Genomic DNA, 16,901 nt, shown 5'->3' on the forward strand with positions numbered 1-16,901 from the left:
ATTACGAAAGGTCGTAACGGAAAACACGATACGATATAACATTGGGTACCACTTGTTTGTAATTCAGGCCGAATGAGCACTTTTAAACCATTAAAAATACTTGCTTCGCGCCGCCAGGTGCTGAAAGCCGGGCTGGCTGCCGTCACCCTTAGCGGGATTGCCTCGCAGGCCAGCGCAAAAGAACAGCCGTTGACGACTTCCAATGGGCACAGTAAGCCGGCCGCCAAAAAAGCGGGCGCGAAGCGCGTCGTGATGCTCGACCCGGGACACGGCGGTATTGATACCGGCGCTATCGGCCATAACGGCTCCAAAGAGAAACACGTCGTGCTGGCGATTGCCAAAACCGTGCGCAGCATTCTGCGCAGTAACGGCATCGACGCGCGCCTGACGCGCACCAGCGATACCTTTATTCCGCTGTACGACCGCGTGGAAATCGCCCATCAGCACGGCGCCGATCTGTTTATGTCGATTCACGCCGACGGCTTCACTAACCCCAGCGCCGCCGGGGCGTCCGTGTTTGCCCTCTCCAACCGTGGCGCCAGTAGCGCGATGGCGAAATACCTCTCCGATCGCGAAAACCGCGCCGATGAGGTGGCGGGCAAAAAAACCACCGCGAAAGACCATCTGTTACAGCAGGTGCTGTTCGATCTGGTCCAGACGGACACCATCAAAAACAGCCTGACGCTGGGCTCGCATATTCTGAAAAATATTAAGCCGGTGCATAAGCTGCACAGCCGCAACACCGAACAGGCGGCCTTCGTCGTGCTGAAGTCGCCGTCGATTCCATCGGTGCTGGTTGAAACCTCATTTATTACCAACCCGGGCGAGGAAAAGCTGTTAGGTACCACCGCGTTTCGGCAGAAAATCGCCAGCGCCATTGCCTCCGGCATCATCAGCTACTTCCACTGGTTCGATAATCAAAAAGCCCACTCAAAGAGACGTAAATGAAGCCCGACGTGCAACAGGTTAAACGCTATCTCCTCCAGCTGCAGGACGCTATCTGCCAGCAGCTTAGCGCCCTCGACGGTCAGCCGTTTATCGAAGATAGCTGGCAGCGCGAAGGCGGAGGCGGCGGGCGAAGCCGGGTGCTGCGTGAAGGCGCTATCTTTGAGCAGGCCGGGGTCAACTTTTCTCACGTTCACGGCGACGCCATGCCGGCTTCGGCCACGGCGCATCGCCCGGAGCTGGCCGGCCGTAGCTTTGAAGCGCTGGGCGTTTCGCTGGTGGTTCACCCGCGCAGTCCCTACGTGCCGACCAGCCACGCCAACGTGCGCTTTTTCATCGCCGAAAAGCCCGGCGCGGAGCCGGTGTGGTGGTTTGGCGGCGGGTTTGACCTGACCCCCTTTTACGGCTTTGACGAGGATGCCGTGCACTGGCACCGCACCGCGCGCGACCTGTGCCAGCCGTTTGGCGAAGCGATCTATCCGCGCTACAAAAAGTGGTGCGATGACTACTTCTTCCTCAGGCACCGCAACGAGCAGCGCGGCATTGGCGGCCTGTTCTTTGACGATTTAAATACTCCGGACTTTGACCATTGCTTCAGCTTTATGCAGGCGGTGGGCAACGGCTACACCGACGCCTATCTGCCGATCGTTGAGCGGCGCAAAGCGATGCCGTACGGCGAGCGGGAGCGTCAGTTTCAGCTCTATCGCCGCGGGCGCTACGTTGAGTTCAACCTGGTATGGGATCGCGGGACGCTGTTTGGCCTGCAGACCGGCGGACGCACGGAGTCGATTCTGATGTCGATGCCGCCGCTGGTGCGTTGGGAGTATGACTACCAGCCGCAGGAAGGCAGCCCGGAGGCTGCCCTGAGCGACTTTATCAAAGTCAAAGAGTGGATTTAAACCCAGCCCCGGTCATCCGGGGCTGCGTTCATTACAGCGGCTGAGTCTGCGCTTCCACTACCGCCAGCGCCACCATATTGACAATGCGGCGAACGGAGGCAATCGGCGTCAGAATATGCACCGGTTTTGCCACCCCCATCAGCACCGGCCCAACGGTCACCCCTTCCGAGCTTGAGACCCGCAGCAGGTTGTAGCTAATGCGCGCGGCTTCCATATTCGGCATCACCAGAATGTTGGCCGCCCCTTTCAGCGGGCTGTCCGGCATCCGATCGTGACGAATACTTTCGACCAGCGCGGCATCGCCGTGCATTTCGCCGTCGATCATCAGATCCGGCGCGCTCGCCTTCACCAGCTCCAGAGTCTTGCGCATTTTGCTCGCTGACGGGCAGTTCGCGGAGCCGAAGTTAGAGTGCGACAGCAGCGCAACGCGCGGCTCGATACCGAAGCGGCGCACGCTCTCCGCCGCCATCAGGGCGATTTCGGCCAGCTGCTCCGGCGTCGGGTCATGGTTGACGTAGGTATCGGCAATGAAGGTGTTACCGCTCGGCAGCAGCAGCGCGTTCATCGCCCCCGCCGTGTTCACGCCGTCACGATAGCCAAACAGCGGCTGAACCACGGCGTAGTGCTCATGGTAATCACCGATGGTGCCGCAGATCATCGCATCCGCCTCGCCGCGATGGACCATGATCGCGCCAATCACCGTGGTATTACTGATAACCGCCCGCTGCGCCTGCTCCTGGGTAATGCCGCTGCGTTTCATCAGCTGGTAGTATTCACTCCAGTACTCTTTAAAACGCGGATCGGATTCATTGTTGACGATCTCAAAATCAACCCCGGCTTTAATCTGCAGGCCCAGTTTCTGAATGCGCATTTCGATAACGCTCGGGCGCCCCACCAGAATCGGCTTCGCCAGCCCCAGAGAGACCAGCTCCTGAGTCGCGTGCAGGACCCGCGTCTCCTCCCCTTCTGCCAGCACCACGCGCTTCGGCTCTTTGCGCGCCTGGGAGAAAATCGGCTTCATAAACAGGTTGGTTTTGTAAACGAACTCGCTGAGTTTCTCGATGTAGGCATCAAAGTCTTCAATCGGGCGCGTCGCCACGCCGGAGTCCATCGCCGCCTTCGCCACCGCCGGCGCGATCTTCACGATCAGTCGCGGATCGAACGGTTTCGGAATAATGTATTCCGGCCCGAAGCTCAGATCCTGATCGCCGTAGGCGGAGGCCACCACTTCGCTCTGCTCGGCGTGCGCCAGTTCAGCAATCGCGTGCACTGCCGCCAGCTTCATCTCTTCGTTAATCGCCGTGGCGCCAACGTCCAGCGCCCCGCGGAAGATAAACGGGAAGCACAGTACGTTGTTAACCTGGTTCGGATAGTCAGAGCGGCCGGTGCAGATAATCGCGTCTTCGCGGACCTGCTTCGCCAGCGGTGGCAGGATTTCCGGTTCCGGGTTAGCCAGCGCGAGGATCAGCGGCGCGCGGGCCATTTTTTTCACCATCTCCGGTGTCAGCACTTTCGGGCCGGAGCAGCCGAGGAAAATATCCGCCCCGTCGATCACGTCGTCGAGGGTGCGCTTGCCGTCGTCGTCCACCGCGTAGGCCGCTTTGGTCTCCGCCATGTTTGGCTCACGCTCTTTATAAATCACGCCCTTGGAGTCGCAGACCACAATGTTGTGTTTCTGCATGCCCAGCACCACCAGCAGGTTCATACAGGCGATAGCCGCGGCGCCCGCTCCGGAAACCACCATCCGCACGTCGGAGAGGTTTTTCTCAACCACCCGCAGGCCGTTGAGAATGGCGGCGGTGCTGATAATGGCCGTACCGTGCTGATCGTCATGGAATACCGGGATATTCATGCGCTCGCGCAGCTTCTGCTCGATGTAGAAACACTCGGGCGCCTTGATATCTTCCAGGTTGATGCCGCCAAAGGTTGGCTCCAGCGCGGCCACCACGTTGATAAACTTATCCGGGTCCAGCTCGTCAACTTCAATATCAAACACGTCAATGCCGGCGAACTTCTTAAATAAAACGCCCTTACCTTCCATCACCGGCTTACCGGCGAGCGCGCCGATATTGCCGAGACCGAGCACCGCGGTACCGTTGGAGACGACCGCAACCAGGTTGCCGCGCGCTGTGTATTTATAGGCGGCCAGCGGGTCTTTTTCGATCTCCAGGCAAGGCGCTGCTACGCCCGGCGAGTAGGCCAGCGCGAGGTCGCGCTGCGTCGCGAGGGGTTTGGTCGGCACGACCTGAATTTTTCCAGGGACTGGAAATTCATGGAAGTCGAGGGCGCTTTGTTTCAACTGCTCATCCATTTTATTGTTCCTTTCACGTATCGATCGTAGGGGGTGACGGGCAATGTCTATCCTGATGTCCACCCAAGGTGGGGCATAGTATCTCGCCTGACGGCTTTCCAAACTTTGAACACCGCCAAACTCTCGCCATCACAAAGGTATATTTGTTATCGATTTATAACATTTTTGTAACCTAGTTTCGCAGGCAATGATAGCCCTGTCTGCTATGCTTTTTAGTTATTCACCCTAAAACTTCCGCTACCATTCATCACAAAAAACTCATGCAACATATTGTTTCAGGAGTACATTATGTCCCGAAGAGAACTTGCCAACGCGATTCGCGCCCTCAGCATGGACGCAGTTCAGAAAGCCAATTCCGGCCATCCCGGCGCCCCGATGGGCATGGCGGATATCGCCGAAGTCCTGTGGAATGATTTCCTCCAGCACAACCCGGAGAACCCGCACTGGTACGATCGCGACCGCTTTGTGCTGTCCAACGGCCACGCCTCGATGCTGCTCTATAGCCTGCTGCATCTGACCGGCTACGACCTGCCGATGGAAGAGCTCAAAAACTTCCGCCAGCTGCACTCTAAAACCCCCGGCCACCCGGAGCACGGCTACACCCCAGGCGTAGAGACCACCACCGGCCCGCTCGGTCAGGGGCTGGCGAACGCGGTCGGGATGGCGATTGCGGAACGCACGCTGGCGGCGCAGTTCAACCGCCCGGGACATGAGATAGTCGATCACCACACCTGGGTTTTTATGGGCGACGGCTGCCTGATGGAGGGGGTTTCGCACGAGGCCAGCTCGCTGGCGGGCACCCTCGGGCTGGGTAAGCTTATCGGCTTCTATGACCATAACGGTATCTCTATCGACGGTCACGTTGAGGGCTGGTTCACCGACGATACCGCCGCACGCTTCAGGGCCTATCGCTGGCACGTGATCGGCGATATCGACGGCCACGACCCGCAGGCGATTGAGCAGGCAATTCGCGAGGCGCAAAGCGTCAAAGATAAGCCGTCGCTGATTATCTGCCGCACCGTCATCGGCTTCGGTTCCCCCAATAAAGCCGGCTCCGAAGAGGCGCACGGCGCGGCGCTCGGGGAAAAAGAGGTCGCCTTAGCCCGCGAGAAGCTGGGCTGGAAATATCCGCCGTTCGAGATCCCAAAAGAGATCTATCAAAAGTGGGATGCCCGGCCGCGCGGTGAAAAAGCCGAACACGCGTGGAACGACAAATTCGCCGCCTATCGTCAGTCGTACCCAGAGCTGGCGGACGAACTTACGCGGCGGATGAGCGGCGATCTGCCTGAAAGCTGGAGCGAGATCGTCCGCGGCTATATCGCGAAGCTGCAGGCCAGCCCGGAAAAAATCGCCAGCCGCAAGGCCTCACAGAATGCGCTTAACGCCTACGGGCCCGCGCTGCCGGAGCTGCTCGGCGGCTCGGCGGATCTGGCGCCCAGCAACCTGACCATCTGGTCGGGCTCGACCTCTATTAAAGACGATCCTGCCGGCAACTATATCCACTACGGCGTCCGCGAGTTTGGCATGACCGCCATCGCCAACGGCATTGCCCTGCACGGCGGATTCATTCCCTACACCTCAACCTTCCTGATGTTCGTGGAATACGCCCGCAACGCGGCGCGCATGGCCGCGCTGATGAAGGCCAGGCAGATCATGGTTTACACCCATGACTCCATTGGTCTGGGGGAGGATGGCCCCACTCACCAGGCGGTTGAGCAGCTGGCCAGCCTGCGGCTGACGCCCAACTTCAGCACCTGGCGCCCCTGCGATCAGGTAGAAACCGCGGTCGCCTGGCGGGCGGCCATCGAGCGGCAGACCGGCCCAACCGCGCTGATCCTGTCGCGGCAGAATCTGGCGCAGATGGCGCGCACGCCGCAGCAGGTGGACGATATTGCGCGCGGCGGCTACGTGCTGAAAGATGCCGGAGGCAAGCCGGATCTGATCCTGATCGCCACCGGCTCGGAGATAGAAATCACCGCCCTGGCGGCGGAGAAGCTGCTGGCGAAAGGGGTCAATGTGCGGGTGGTGTCGCTGCCGTCAACCGACGTGTTTGATGCCCAGGATGAGGCATACCGGGAATCCGTGCTGCCGTCTGACGTCAGCGCCCGCATTGCCGTTGAGGCCGGGATTGCCGACTACTGGTATAAATACGTCGGCCTGAAGGGGGCCATTGTCGGCATGAGAAGCTACGGCGAATCGGCGCCGGCGGAAAAGCTGTTCCCGTTCTTTGGCTTTACCGTCGAAAATATCGTCAGCACCGCCGAAGGGCTGCTTAACGGGTGATCCACAGCGTAGGCCAGGCATCTGGCCTCTGCCAGTTATCGCACTGCGGCTGCTGAGCAAAGCGCACCAGGCTAAACCGCTGGCCGTCATACCGCCAGCGGGTCTGGGTGCCGCAATCCCCCGGGGCGCGCCCCTTCTCAAGGGTTACCAGCTCGTGGCGCTGTTCATCGATGCTGGCATTCATCAGCTCAATTTCGCGTCCTGCGCCGCCGGGCGGCTGGAAAGGCAGGGTCAGGCGCAGCGGACGCGCGACGTACGGCTGCTGGCGCGAAACCAGCCACGCCAGCCATACGGTGTTGTAGGCCCCCGCTTCACAGCTGAACATCAGCAATACCTTCTCATCGGTCAGCGCGGTAACCCGCACTTCCCGCAGGGAGGGATCCAGCGAGCATGCGCTGTTGCTCATGCGCTCGTTGCCATAGTCCATCAGGTCATTCAGCTCATCGCGGCTCAGCGGCGATTGCGATACGTCGACTTTCGCCACCGTGCGCAGCGCCGGCGCCGGCGGAACGCTGAGCGGCGGCTCTTCGCCTTTGCCAATCCACGCCGTTTCGCTGCCGACCCGCTTCTGGCGGCTGTCGATAAACAGCAGCGCCGCCTTCAGGCCCTGCAGCGAAATGGTCTGCAGGCCGTCCACCAGGCTTATCGCCTGCCCTTCCTGCACCTGCTGGAGAAAAGCATCGATGGTGGCGCTATCGCCGGTTTTGAGCAGCTTGTCGGCAACCTGCCAGCGCTTGTCCACCAGCGCCAGAGGTTTACCGTCAAGCAGCAGACGAGGGCCGATCGGCGCCAGCGCCGCGACCGGGTTGCCGACCCCGCCCAGCTCAATGCGCAGGCTGGCATCGGTTGCCGCGCCGGCGCTGCGGCTGAGGGTCATCACCAGACCATAGTGCAGCCCAACGTTGCGGGTTACGCAAAAGTTTTGATTATTACAGGTCACCAGCCAGTCGCTGAACGTCTGCTGCACCGGCGCCGCCCACGCCAGCGAGGCGGGGAACAGACCGAAAAGCAGAACCAAGATAAGCCGATAAAACATGCGTGGTACAACCCCGGAAGCTAGCGCGAAAAACAGCCGCTATCTTCGCCAGCACCGGGGGTTTACTCAATCGGATTTATCAGATATCCCCGGCCATCAGCCCCGAAGCGTGGAGATACTGCAGGAGGATAACCGCTTTCCCGTCGCGGATCTCGCCGCCGGCCACCATCGCAAGCGCCTGGCTGAATGGCAGCTCCAGGACCTCAATCTCCTCATCATCCACCCCGCCGCCGCCGTTTTTGCGCTGGGCATCGCTGTATTCGGCGATAAAGAAGTGGATAAGCTCGGTGACGCCGCCGGGAGACATATACAGTTCGAACAGCTTGCGAACCTCGCCCACCTCGTAGCCGGTCTCCTCGATCGCCTCTTTGCGAATGCAGGCTTCCGGCTCGTCGTTATCCAGCAGCCCGGCGCAGGTCTCGATGAGCATGCCGTCTTCGTTACCGTTCACCCAGGTGGCGACGCGGAACTGGCGCACCAGCACCACGCTCTGCTTACGCCGGTTGTAGAGCAGAACCGTTGCGCCGTTGCCGCGATCGTAAACCTCGCGCTTGTGGCGCACCACGCTGCCGTCGCCGCGCGTCAGCTCGTAGGTCATGTTGCGCAAAACGAACCAGTTTTCAGAGAGGATTTTATCTTTAATGACGTTGATATTGAGTGGCATACGGCCCCGCAGCAGAGAATGACGCAGTCATACTACGCCGCGGAGCGCGCTTTGTCGTTAGCAGGGCGGAATCGATTTTAGGCCGAGGAAATCGACGATCCCCCGCGCGGCATGGCGGCCTTCCGCCATCGCCGTCACCACCAGGTCGGCTCCGCGAACCGCATCCCCGCCGGCGAAAATCTGCGGATGGCTGGTCTGATAGCGGTAGCGGCTTTCAACGTGCGCGCGGATCCGCCCGCGGCCGTCCAGCTGCACGCCGACGGACTCCAGCCACGGCATGCCGTGCGGGTGAAAGCCAAAGGCCATAATCACCGCATCCGCCGGCATCACGAATTCGCTGCCCGCAATCGGCGACGGCGCGCGGCGCCCCTGGGCGTCCGGTTCACCGAGCCGGGTTCGCAGGAAGCGAACCCCGTTGACCCGGCCGTTAGCATCCAGCTCCAGGGTCACCGGCTGAACGTTGAATTCAAATATCGCCCCCTCTTCGCGGGCATTTTTGACCTCTTTTTTCGACCCCGGCATATTGGCCTCGTCCCGACGATAGGCGCAGGTGACCCGCTTCGCACCGTGACGCAGCGCGGTACGCACGCAGTCCATCGCCGTATCGCCGCCGCCCAGCACCACCACCTCCAGCCCGTGGGTATCGATATAGGGCTCCGTCGCCAGCTCGCTCAGCCCCATCACCTGCTTAGTGTTGGCAATCAGAAACGGCAGCGCGTCGTACACCCCGGGAGCCTCCTCATTCGGCAAATCCGCCTTCATCGAGCGATAGGTCCCGGCGCCGATAAACACCGCGTCGTAGTCGTCCAGCAGCGCGTTGAGGGGAATATCTTTGCCCACCTCGCAGTTCAGCTCAAAGCGCACGCCCATTGCGCTAAAGATCTCCCGCCGCCGGGAGAGCAGCGATTTATCCAGCTTAAAGGCGGGAATACCGAAGGTGAGCAGGCCGCCGATTTCCGGGTGCCGGTCAAACACCACCGGCTGCACGCCGTTGCGTACCAGCAGGTCCGCACAGGCGAGTCCGGCCGGGCCGGCGCCGACAATCGCCACCTTTTTGCCGCTGGCAACCACCTGTGATAGATCCGGCCGCCAGCCGCCCGCCAGCGCCTGGTCCGAAATATAGCGTTCGATATTGCCGATGGTGACCGCGCCATGTTCATCATGCAGCGTGCAGGCCCCCTCGCACAGGCGATCCTGCGGACAGACGCGGCCGGTGATTTCCGGCAGGCAGTTGGTCTGGTGAGAAAGCTCAACGGCGGCGGCGATATCCCCGACCTTCACCTTTTCAATCAACTGCGGGATGTGGTTGTGCAGCGGGCAGGTCCATTCGCAGATGCTGTGCTCACCGCACTTCAGGCAGCGCTGAGCCTCCTGCTGCGCGTGGGCCGCAGCAAGCGGAAGGTAAATTTCAGAAAAATGCGTTTTACGCAGCGCCGGCGCGAGCCTCTCGGCCTCCGCGCGCGGCGGCGTTGCCGCCATCTGCTCGACCTTATCGTTACGCTCTGTTGGCATGAGGTCTGCAGGATGGCTATGCCACGGCTGCGCCTCCATGCGGGCCGCCCGCAGGCGTCGTCGTTTCGCCAGGCCGAGCAGCGTCTCTTCGTCGGCCAGCTGCAGCGCCTGCGCCGGGCAGTTTTGCACGCAGGCCGGACCCGCTTCGCGCTCGCGACACAGATCGCACTTGTGCGCGGTGGCCTTTACTTTTCCCGCCGCCAGCGGCGTAAGCACGATTTGCATTACCCCAAACGGGCAGGCCACCATGCAGGATTTACAGCCGATACATTTTTCCTGGCGCACCTGTACGCTGCCGTCAACCCGGCTTATCGCGCCGTTCGGACAGCTGCGGGCACAGGGCGCGTCTTCACAATGGTGACACGTTATGGGGTTACATTTTTGCTCGCCTTTGATGAGCACAATCCGCGGCAAAAAACGCCGTTCGGTCAGGACGTGCTGCTCATCGTTATGCGCCATGACGCAGGCCACTTCGCAGGCCCGGCATCCGATGCATTGGTGACTATCGCTCAAAATAAAATGGTTCATGGCATCCTTCCGTCTTCCCGGTAAATAACCATGCGGTTAGCATAGCTATTAATTACCCGACAAGATGGGGCGGAAACAATGTTCATTTGCCCAGGATAGCGCTTATCTGGCGATAATCCGTTTTGGATCAAATTCTTTGACTTAAATGAAATGACGTTTTACTTATTAAGGCGATAATCAGGCCCGGCACATAAGCGATAAAACGTGTTTACTTCCGGCAGCAATTGAGAAAGGGTAACGCAATGAAGCGAGCTTCGGTAAAGGGGCAGGACACTTCTTTACCGTGCCGTAAAAGGCACACGATAAATTACACTATCTCCTTAATTTCTCCACGATTGCCTGCGGGCTTACCGCTAGAGTGTCACAGGCTGTGCAATAACAAAAAATGTACAAAATGAGGTCCTAATTCTGATGGCGAATTTCTTTATCGATCGCCCCATTTTTGCGTGGGTACTGGCTATTCTTTTATGCCTGACCGGAACGCTCGCGATTTTATCGCTTCCCGTTGAGCAATATCCCGAGCTGGCGCCGCCGAACGTGCGGATCACCGCCAACTACCCCGGCGCCTCCGCGCAAACGCTGGAGAATACCGTCACCCAGGTTATCGAGCAGAATATGACCGGCCTCGATAACCTGATGTACATGTCATCGCAGAGCAGCGCCACTGGCCAGGCGACGGTCACCCTGAGCTTTACCGCCGGAACCGACCCCGATGAAGCGGTGCAGCAGGTGCAAAACCAGCTGCAGTCGGCGATGCGTAAGCTGCCGCAGGCGGTGCAAAATCAGGGCGTCACGGTGCGTAAAACCGGTGATACCAATATTCTGACCCTCGCTTTTGTCTCCACCGACGGCAGCATGGACAAGCAGGATATTGCCGACTATGTCGCCAGTAACGTCCAGGATCCCTTAAGCCGGGTTAACGGCGTCGGTGATATCGATGCCTATGGCTCTCAGTACTCGATGCGTATCTGGCTCGACCCGACGAAGCTCAACAGCTATCAGATGACGGCGAAAGACGTGACCGACGCCATCGAATCGCAGAACGCCCAGATTGCCGTGGGCCAACTGGGCGGCACCCCGTCGGTTGATAAGCAGGCGCTTAACGCCACCATCAACGCCCAGTCGCTGCTGCAGACGCCGGATCAGTTCCGCGATATTACGCTGCGCGTTAATCAGGATGGCTCGGAAGTGACGCTCGGCGACGTTGCCAGCGTTGAGATGGGAGCCGAAAAGTACGATTACCTCAGCCGCTATAACCGCCAGGCGGCATCAGGGCTGGGTATTAAGCTCGCCTCCGGCGCCAACGAAATGGCCACCGCCGAGCGGGTCATCACCCGCCTGAACGAGCTTTCGCAATATTTCCCCCACGGCCTGGAGTATAAAATCGCCTACGAGACCACCTCCTTCGTTAAGGCGTCGATTACCGACGTGGTGAAAACGCTGATTGAAGCGATCGCCCTGGTGTTCCTGGTGATGTACCTGTTCCTGCAAAACTTCCGCGCCACGCTGATCCCGACCATTGCCGTCCCGGTGGTCTTAATGGGCACCTTCGCGGTGCTCTATACCTGCGGCTACAGCATTAACACCCTGACGATGTTTGCCATGGTGCTGGCGATCGGCCTGCTGGTGGATGACGCCATCGTGGTGGTGGAGAACGTCGAACGTATCATGAGCGAGGAGGGACTTTCGCCCCGGGAGGCGACCCGCAAATCGATGGGTCAAATCCAGGGCGCGCTGGTGGGTATCGCCATGGTGCTGTCGGCGGTGTTTATCCCGATGGCCTTCTTCGGTGGCACCACCGGCGCCATTTACCGTCAGTTCTCAATCACTATTGTGTCCGCGATGGTGCTGTCGGTGCTGGTGGCGATGATCCTCACTCCGGCGCTGTGCGCCACCCTGCTCAAACCGATTCAGAAAGGCGAGCTGCACGGTCAGAAAGGCTTCTTTGGCTGGTTTAACCGCATGTTTGACCGTAACGCCAGCCGCTACGAATCTTCGGTTGGCAAAATTCTGCACCGTTCGCTGCGCTGGATAGCGATCTACGTCCTGCTGCTGGGCGGGATGGTGTTCCTGTTTATGCACCTGCCGACCTCGTTCCTGCCGCAGGAAGATCGCGGGATGTTCACCACCTCGGTGCAGCTGCCCGCCGGCTCTACGCAGCAGCAGACGCTGAAGGTGGTGCAGGAGGCCGAAGACTACTTCCTTAAGAACGAGAAGACCAACGTCGAATCGGTGTTCGCCACCATCGGCTCCGGCCCGGGCGGCAACGGCCAGAACGTGGCGCGAATGTTCGTGCGCCTGAAGGACTGGGACCAGCGGGACCCCACCAGCGGCTCCGCCTTTGCCATTATCGAACGGGCGACCAAAGCCTTTAACAAGATTAAAGAGGCGCGCGTCTTCGCCAGCAGCCCGCCGGCTATCAGCGGGCTGGGCAGCTCCGCCGGCTTCGATATGGAGCTTGAGGACCACGCCGGCAACGGCCATGACGCGCTGATGGCCGCCCGCGACTCCCTGCTGGAGCTGGCCGCCAACAATCCTCAGTTGACCCGCGTGCGCCACAACGGCCTTGACGATAGCCCGCAGCTGCAGGTGGATATCGATCAGCGCAAGGCGCAGGCGCTGGGGATATCGATTGATGACATCAACGATACGCTGCAAACCGCCTGGGGCTCGAGCTACGTGAACGACTTTATGGATCGCGGCCGCGTGAAAAAAGTCTACGTCCAGGCGGCGGCAAAATATCGTATGCTGCCGGACGATATTAATCAGTGGTACGTGCGCAACAGCAGCGGCACGATGGTTCCCTTCTCGGCCTTTGCCAGCTCGCGCTGGGAAACCGGCTCGCCGCGCCTGGAACGCTATAACGGCTACTCGGCGGTCGAAATCGTCGGCGAAGCCGCGCCGGGCGTCAGTACCGGTACGGCGATGACGATTATGGAAGAGCTGGCGCAGCAGCTGCCGAACGGCTTCGGCCTCGAATGGACGGCGATGTCCTATCAGGAGCGCTTATCCGGCGCCCAGGCCCCGGCGCTGTACGCGATCTCCCTGCTGGTGGTCTTCCTGTGCCTGGCGGCGCTGTATGAGAGCTGGTCGGTTCCGTTCTCCGTGATGCTGGTGGTGCCTCTGGGGGTCATCGGCGCCCTGCTGGCAACCTGGATGCGCGGTCTTGAGAACGATGTTTACTTCCAGGTCGGGCTGCTGACGGTTATCGGCCTGTCGGCAAAGAACGCCATCCTGATCGTCGAATTTGCCAACGAGCTCAATGAAAAAGGCGAGGATCTGCTGGTTGCGACGCTTTCGGCCTGCCGTCAGCGCCTGCGGCCGATTTTGATGACCTCGCTGGCCTTTATTTTCGGCGTGCTGCCGATGGCGACCAGCACCGGCGCGGGTTCGGGCAGCCAACACGCGGTCGGCACCGGGGTGATGGGCGGCATGATCTCCGCCACCGTGCTGGCCATCTTCTTCGTGCCGCTGTTCTTTGTGCTGGTACGCCGCCGCTTCCCGCTGAAAGAGCGGCCGCAATAAACCGCGGCCAGCGCGAAGGGTTATCGTCGCGCGGGAATAACAAAAAGGCGACCACAAGGGTCGCCTTTTTTATGTGTTCAGATCCACTGCAGCATTATTTTCGCCGTCAGATTACCCTGCTCACATTGCGGAATTTATTTACGAAGCATGCCTTCGATAAAATCTTTCCAGTTCCCTAGTTCATGATCAATCATAATAGCCTCTCTTATTATTATGGGTGATTTTATGTAAATTCATCGGTGATGGGAAGTTGCCTGCCCCTATTGTTTTGATAACCTGATGGCCACTGTCAGGATAGCTATCGCTGATTTACCGCTACTATGGCCCTGCCACCGTCAATTTAATGTGATAGACAGCAACATTTTGCAACATTAGGGTCGTTCTTATGGGTTGACCGTCTATGGCAGAAAGGGCCAGGATTTCAGCACGCGAGCGCCGTCACAATCCTGTGGCGAAAGATGAATATTTAACCAACATATAAGCATGGTTATATATTCCCGGCAAAAAATTACATTTATTAAACCGATTAACGTATTATTCCCTATCGGCTTATATATCCCCGAAATAACTCAAGTTTCAGGATGCTCACGGACAGGCCGCCGGGCGCGTCGCGAGTATATTCGGAAAAATCTGCGTTCCGCGCTTAATTCAATGAAAAAGGTTTCATTATGCTGACCATGTACGGGATAAAAAACTGCGACACCGTTAAAAAGGCCCGCCGCTGGCTGGAAGCTAACCAGATTGAATACCGCTTCCATGATTATCGCGTCGATGGGCTGGAGCGTGAATTATTAGATACGTTTATTGCTGAGCTGGGCTGGGAAGCCCTGCTCAACACCCGCGGCACCACCTGGCGTAAGCTGGATGAAGCGGTCCGCGCCCGCATCGATAACGCCGATGCCGCCGCCGGGCTGATGCTCGAAATGCCGGCAATCATCAAACGCCCATTGCTCTGCGCGCCCGGTCAGCCTATGCTGCTGGGCTTCAGTGAACTCACTTATAAGAAGCTTGTTAACGAGGTATAGTCTATGTCTTGCCCGGTCATTGAGCTGGCTCAGCAGCTTATTCGCCGCCCTTCCCTCAGCCCCGATGATGCGGGATGTCAGGCGTTAATGATTGAACGTCTGCGGGCGATTGGTTTTACCGTTGAACCGATGGATTTCGGCGATACCCAAAATTTCTGGGCCTGGCGCGGACGCGGTGAAACCCTGGCCTTCGCCGGTCATACCGACGTTGTCCCGGCGGGCGACGCGGACCGGTGGATTAACCCACCGTTTGAACCCACTATTCGCGACGGCATGCTGTTTGGCCGCGGCGCGGCAGACATGAAAGGCTCGCTGGCGGCGATGGTCGTGGCCGCCGAGCGCTTCGTCGCCCAGTATCCGAACCATAAAGGTCGCCTGGCCTTTTTGATCACCTCCGATGAAGAAGCCAGCGCCCACAACGGCACGGTGAAAGTCGTCGAAGCCCTGATGGCCCGCAAGGAGCGTCTCGACTACTGCCTGGTGGGCGAGCCCTCCAGCACCGAAGTTGTCGGGGACGTGGTGAAGAACGGCCGCCGCGGCTCGTTAACCTGCAATTTAACCATCCACGGCGTGCAGGGCCACGTCGCCTATCCTCATCTGGCGGATAACCCGGTACACCGCGCCGCGCCGATGCTCACCGAACTGGTGGGAATCGAATGGGACAAAGGCAACGAATTCTTCCCGCCGACCAGCATGCAGATTGCCAACGTTAAGGCGGGCACCGGCAGCAATAACGTCATTCCGGGCGACATGTTCGTGCAGTTCAATTTCCGCTTCAGCACCGAGCTGACCGACGAGATGATCAAAGCCCGGGTTGTCGCGCTGCTGGAGAAATATCAGCTGCGCTACTCCCTTGACTGGTGGCTCTCCGGCCAGCCGTTCCTGACCGGCCGCGGTAAGCTGGTTGAAGCGGTGGTGAATGCCATTGAGCACTATAATGAGATCAAACCGCAGCTGTTGACCAACGGCGGTACCTCCGACGGGCGGTTTATCGCTCGCATGGGAGCACAGGTGGTTGAGCTGGGACCGGTGAATGCCACGATCCACAAAATTAACGAGTGCGTGAACGCCGCCGACCTGCAGCTGCTGGCGCGGATGTATCAACGGATCATGGAACAACTGGTCGCCTGACAACATCGACAGATACCCTGAACGATGACGGGTATGAAAGAGGAAGCAGCATGGAATGGCTAAGTAAATACTGGTGGATTCTGGTGTTAGTCTTTTTAGTGGGCGTCATGATTAACGTGATTAAGGACCTTAATCGCGTCGACCACAAAAAATTTCTCGCCAATAAGCCGGACCTTCCCCCTCATCGTGATTGCAACGATAAGTGGGATGATGAAGACGACTGGCCGAAGAACGACCAGTCGAAGAAGTAGGATTTATGCCCCCTCTCCCCGGTGAACATCACGTCGCCGGGGGATCTCCCGGATAACGCCTGATTACAGCAGTTCGATAATATCGTCATCTTTCGGCGTGCTGCCGCTTAGCGCTTCATCAAAATAGTGCTTCGGCACGGTATAGCGCAGGCGTTCGAGCGCAAACTGCATGCTGCGATCGTCAATCGCGTGCCCCAACCCCTCAACGATATCCAGCGTCACGTCGCCGCCGGCCTGCACCAGCGCCTCCTGGGCGGAGACGGCCCACGCCAGATCGATAACCCGATCGTCGCCGCCATGGATCAGGTGCACGGTGGTCGCCGTGGTCGCCGACTGCGGCAGCGTGGCGTATCGTCCGTTAAAGGCGATAACCCGCGAGGCCAGTCCCGGCTCGGCCTTGATGCTTTCCAGCGACATAATAGCCCCCTGCGAGAAGCCAATCAGCGCCGTTGCCAGTGCGGACACGCCGCTGCGCTTCTGCCAGTAGCGCACCGTCTCAATAAAGGTCGGCATAATGGCGTCAATGCGCGCCTGCCGGTTCTCCTCGGTCACTCCCTGCACGGAGAACCACTGACGGCCGGGTGCCGGTCCGCACGGTTCGACGCCGCCGATGCTGACGATTAGCGCATCCGGAAACTGCGGCGCGAACAGGCTGCCGATTTGCCCCATTGAAACCGGATTATCACCGACGCCATGAAACAGCAACAGCAGCTGTTGGGCAGGTGTCACGGGGCTTTGAACAATAAAGTGATCGTGTTTCATGGCTTTCTCCTTAGTCTACGCGGGCAGTG

The 16,901-nt window shown here is 59.3% G+C and carries 12 protein-coding genes and 1 pseudogene; 7 read left to right on the forward strand and 6 right to left on the reverse strand.

Features of this window, described 5'->3' with window-relative positions; genetic code table 11:
- Nucleotides 1-72 precede the first annotated feature (72 nt).
- Together amiA and hemF are read left to right on the forward strand one after the other, a co-directional pair.
- The gene (amiA, locus tag M2416_RS21325) at nucleotides 73-948 is read left to right on the forward strand and encodes an N-acetylmuramoyl-L-alanine amidase AmiA (RefSeq protein ID WP_076947710.1); all 876 of its coding nucleotides are present in this window, start codon (nucleotides 73-75) and stop codon (nucleotides 946-948) included.
- Nucleotides 945-1,844: an oxygen-dependent coproporphyrinogen oxidase gene (hemF, locus tag M2416_RS21330; RefSeq protein ID WP_259226576.1), complete on the forward strand. Its 900-nt coding sequence runs from the start codon at nucleotides 945-947 to the stop codon at nucleotides 1,842-1,844. The genes amiA and hemF overlap by 4 nt, the downstream gene beginning before the upstream one ends.
- 31 nt (nucleotides 1,845-1,875) lie before the next feature.
- On the opposite strand, the gene maeB is transcribed toward hemF, so the two are convergent.
- On the reverse strand, nucleotides 1,876-4,155 hold the full coding sequence (gene maeB / locus M2416_RS21335) for an NADP-dependent oxaloacetate-decarboxylating malate dehydrogenase (protein WP_259226578.1): 2,280 nt from the start codon (nucleotides 4,153-4,155) through the stop codon (nucleotides 1,876-1,878).
- Nucleotides 4,156-4,443: 288 nt separating this feature from the next.
- Here maeB and tkt point away from each other — a divergent pair, with 288 nt between their 5' ends.
- The gene (tkt, locus tag M2416_RS21340) at nucleotides 4,444-6,438 is read left to right on the forward strand and encodes a transketolase (RefSeq protein WP_259226580.1); all 1,995 of its coding nucleotides are present in this window, start codon (nucleotides 4,444-4,446) and stop codon (nucleotides 6,436-6,438) included.
- Here tkt and M2416_RS21345 read toward each other — a convergent pair.
- From M2416_RS21345 to aegA, 3 genes and pseudogenes are all read right to left on the reverse strand, one after another.
- On the reverse strand, nucleotides 6,428-7,474 hold the full coding sequence (locus M2416_RS21345) for a DUF1176 domain-containing protein (RefSeq protein WP_076947714.1): 1,047 nt from the start codon (nucleotides 7,472-7,474) through the stop codon (nucleotides 6,428-6,430). The two genes, tkt and M2416_RS21345, sit on opposite strands and share 11 nt — an antisense overlap.
- A gap of 66 nt (nucleotides 7,475-7,540) precedes the next feature.
- Nucleotides 7,541-8,138: pseudogene (gene nudK, locus M2416_RS21350) on the reverse strand (GDP-mannose pyrophosphatase NudK).
- A gap of 57 nt (nucleotides 8,139-8,195) precedes the next feature.
- Nucleotides 8,196-10,178 (reverse strand): formate-dependent uric acid utilization protein AegA, encoded by a 1,983-nt coding sequence (aegA, locus tag M2416_RS21355; protein ID WP_259226583.1) that lies wholly within the window; start codon nucleotides 10,176-10,178, stop codon nucleotides 8,196-8,198.
- A gap of 411 nt (nucleotides 10,179-10,589) precedes the next feature.
- On the opposite strand from aegA, the gene acrD reads away from it, so the two are divergent.
- Nucleotides 10,590-13,703, forward strand: coding sequence for a multidrug efflux RND transporter permease AcrD (gene acrD, locus M2416_RS21360; protein ID WP_259226585.1), 3,114 nt, complete (start codon nucleotides 10,590-10,592; stop codon nucleotides 13,701-13,703).
- 134 nt (nucleotides 13,704-13,837) lie between these two features.
- On the opposite strand, the gene ypfM is transcribed toward acrD, so the two are convergent.
- On the reverse strand, nucleotides 13,838-13,897 hold the full coding sequence (gene ypfM / locus M2416_RS21365) for a protein YpfM (protein ID WP_115193902.1): 60 nt from the start codon (nucleotides 13,895-13,897) through the stop codon (nucleotides 13,838-13,840).
- 474 nt (nucleotides 13,898-14,371) lie between these two features.
- Here ypfM and M2416_RS21370 point away from each other — a divergent pair, with 474 nt between their 5' ends.
- From M2416_RS21370 to M2416_RS21380, 3 genes are read left to right on the forward strand one after another with little or no spacing between them, the layout of a single operon-like run.
- Nucleotides 14,372-14,728 carry an ArsC family reductase gene (locus M2416_RS21370; protein ID WP_041146671.1) on the forward strand — a complete coding sequence of 119 codons (357 nt, stop codon included), beginning with the start codon at nucleotides 14,372-14,374 and terminating at the stop codon, nucleotides 14,726-14,728.
- A 3-nt stretch (nucleotides 14,729-14,731) separates the two neighbouring features.
- Nucleotides 14,732-15,859, forward strand: a complete 1,128-nt coding sequence (gene dapE / locus M2416_RS21375; RefSeq protein WP_041146672.1) for a succinyl-diaminopimelate desuccinylase — start codon at nucleotides 14,732-14,734, stop codon at nucleotides 15,857-15,859.
- Between the two features lie 50 nt (nucleotides 15,860-15,909).
- Nucleotides 15,910-16,110, forward strand: coding sequence for a YpfN family protein (locus M2416_RS21380; protein WP_041146673.1), 201 nt, complete (start codon nucleotides 15,910-15,912; stop codon nucleotides 16,108-16,110).
- 63 nt (nucleotides 16,111-16,173) lie between these two features.
- Here M2416_RS21380 and ypfH read toward each other — a convergent pair whose 3' ends face one another.
- Nucleotides 16,174-16,872 (reverse strand): esterase, encoded by a 699-nt coding sequence (ypfH, locus tag M2416_RS21385; RefSeq protein ID WP_076947717.1) that lies wholly within the window; start codon nucleotides 16,870-16,872, stop codon nucleotides 16,174-16,176.
- Nucleotides 16,873-16,901: the final 29 nt, after the last annotated feature.

It is taken from the genome of Klebsiella sp. BIGb0132 (assembly GCF_024810075.1).
GTDB lineage: Bacteria > Pseudomonadota > Gammaproteobacteria > Enterobacterales > Enterobacteriaceae > Klebsiella > Klebsiella terrigena.

Coding starts and splice junctions, on each gene's coding strand:
- acrD (WP_259226585.1), top strand. CDS start 10,590: ATGGCGAATTTCTTTATCGATCGCCCCATTTTTGCGTGGGTACTGGCT.
- amiA (WP_076947710.1), top strand. CDS start 73: ATGAGCACTTTTAAACCATTAAAAATACTTGCTTCGCGCCGCCAGGTG.
- aegA (WP_259226583.1), bottom strand. CDS start 10,178: ATGAACCATTTTATTTTGAGCGATAGTCACCAATGCATCGGATGCCGG.
- ypfH (WP_076947717.1), bottom strand. CDS start 16,872: ATGAAACACGATCACTTTATTGTTCAAAGCCCCGTGACACCTGCCCAA.
- M2416_RS21345 (WP_076947714.1), bottom strand. CDS start 7,474: ATGTTTTATCGGCTTATCTTGGTTCTGCTTTTCGGTCTGTTCCCCGCC.
- M2416_RS21380 (WP_041146673.1), top strand. CDS start 15,910: ATGGAATGGCTAAGTAAATACTGGTGGATTCTGGTGTTAGTCTTTTTA.
- M2416_RS21370 (WP_041146671.1), top strand. CDS start 14,372: ATGCTGACCATGTACGGGATAAAAAACTGCGACACCGTTAAAAAGGCC.
- hemF (WP_259226576.1), top strand. CDS start 945: ATGAAGCCCGACGTGCAACAGGTTAAACGCTATCTCCTCCAGCTGCAG.
- maeB (WP_259226578.1), bottom strand. CDS start 4,155: ATGGATGAGCAGTTGAAACAAAGCGCCCTCGACTTCCATGAATTTCCA.
- tkt (WP_259226580.1), top strand. CDS start 4,444: ATGTCCCGAAGAGAACTTGCCAACGCGATTCGCGCCCTCAGCATGGAC.
- dapE (WP_041146672.1), top strand. CDS start 14,732: ATGTCTTGCCCGGTCATTGAGCTGGCTCAGCAGCTTATTCGCCGCCCT.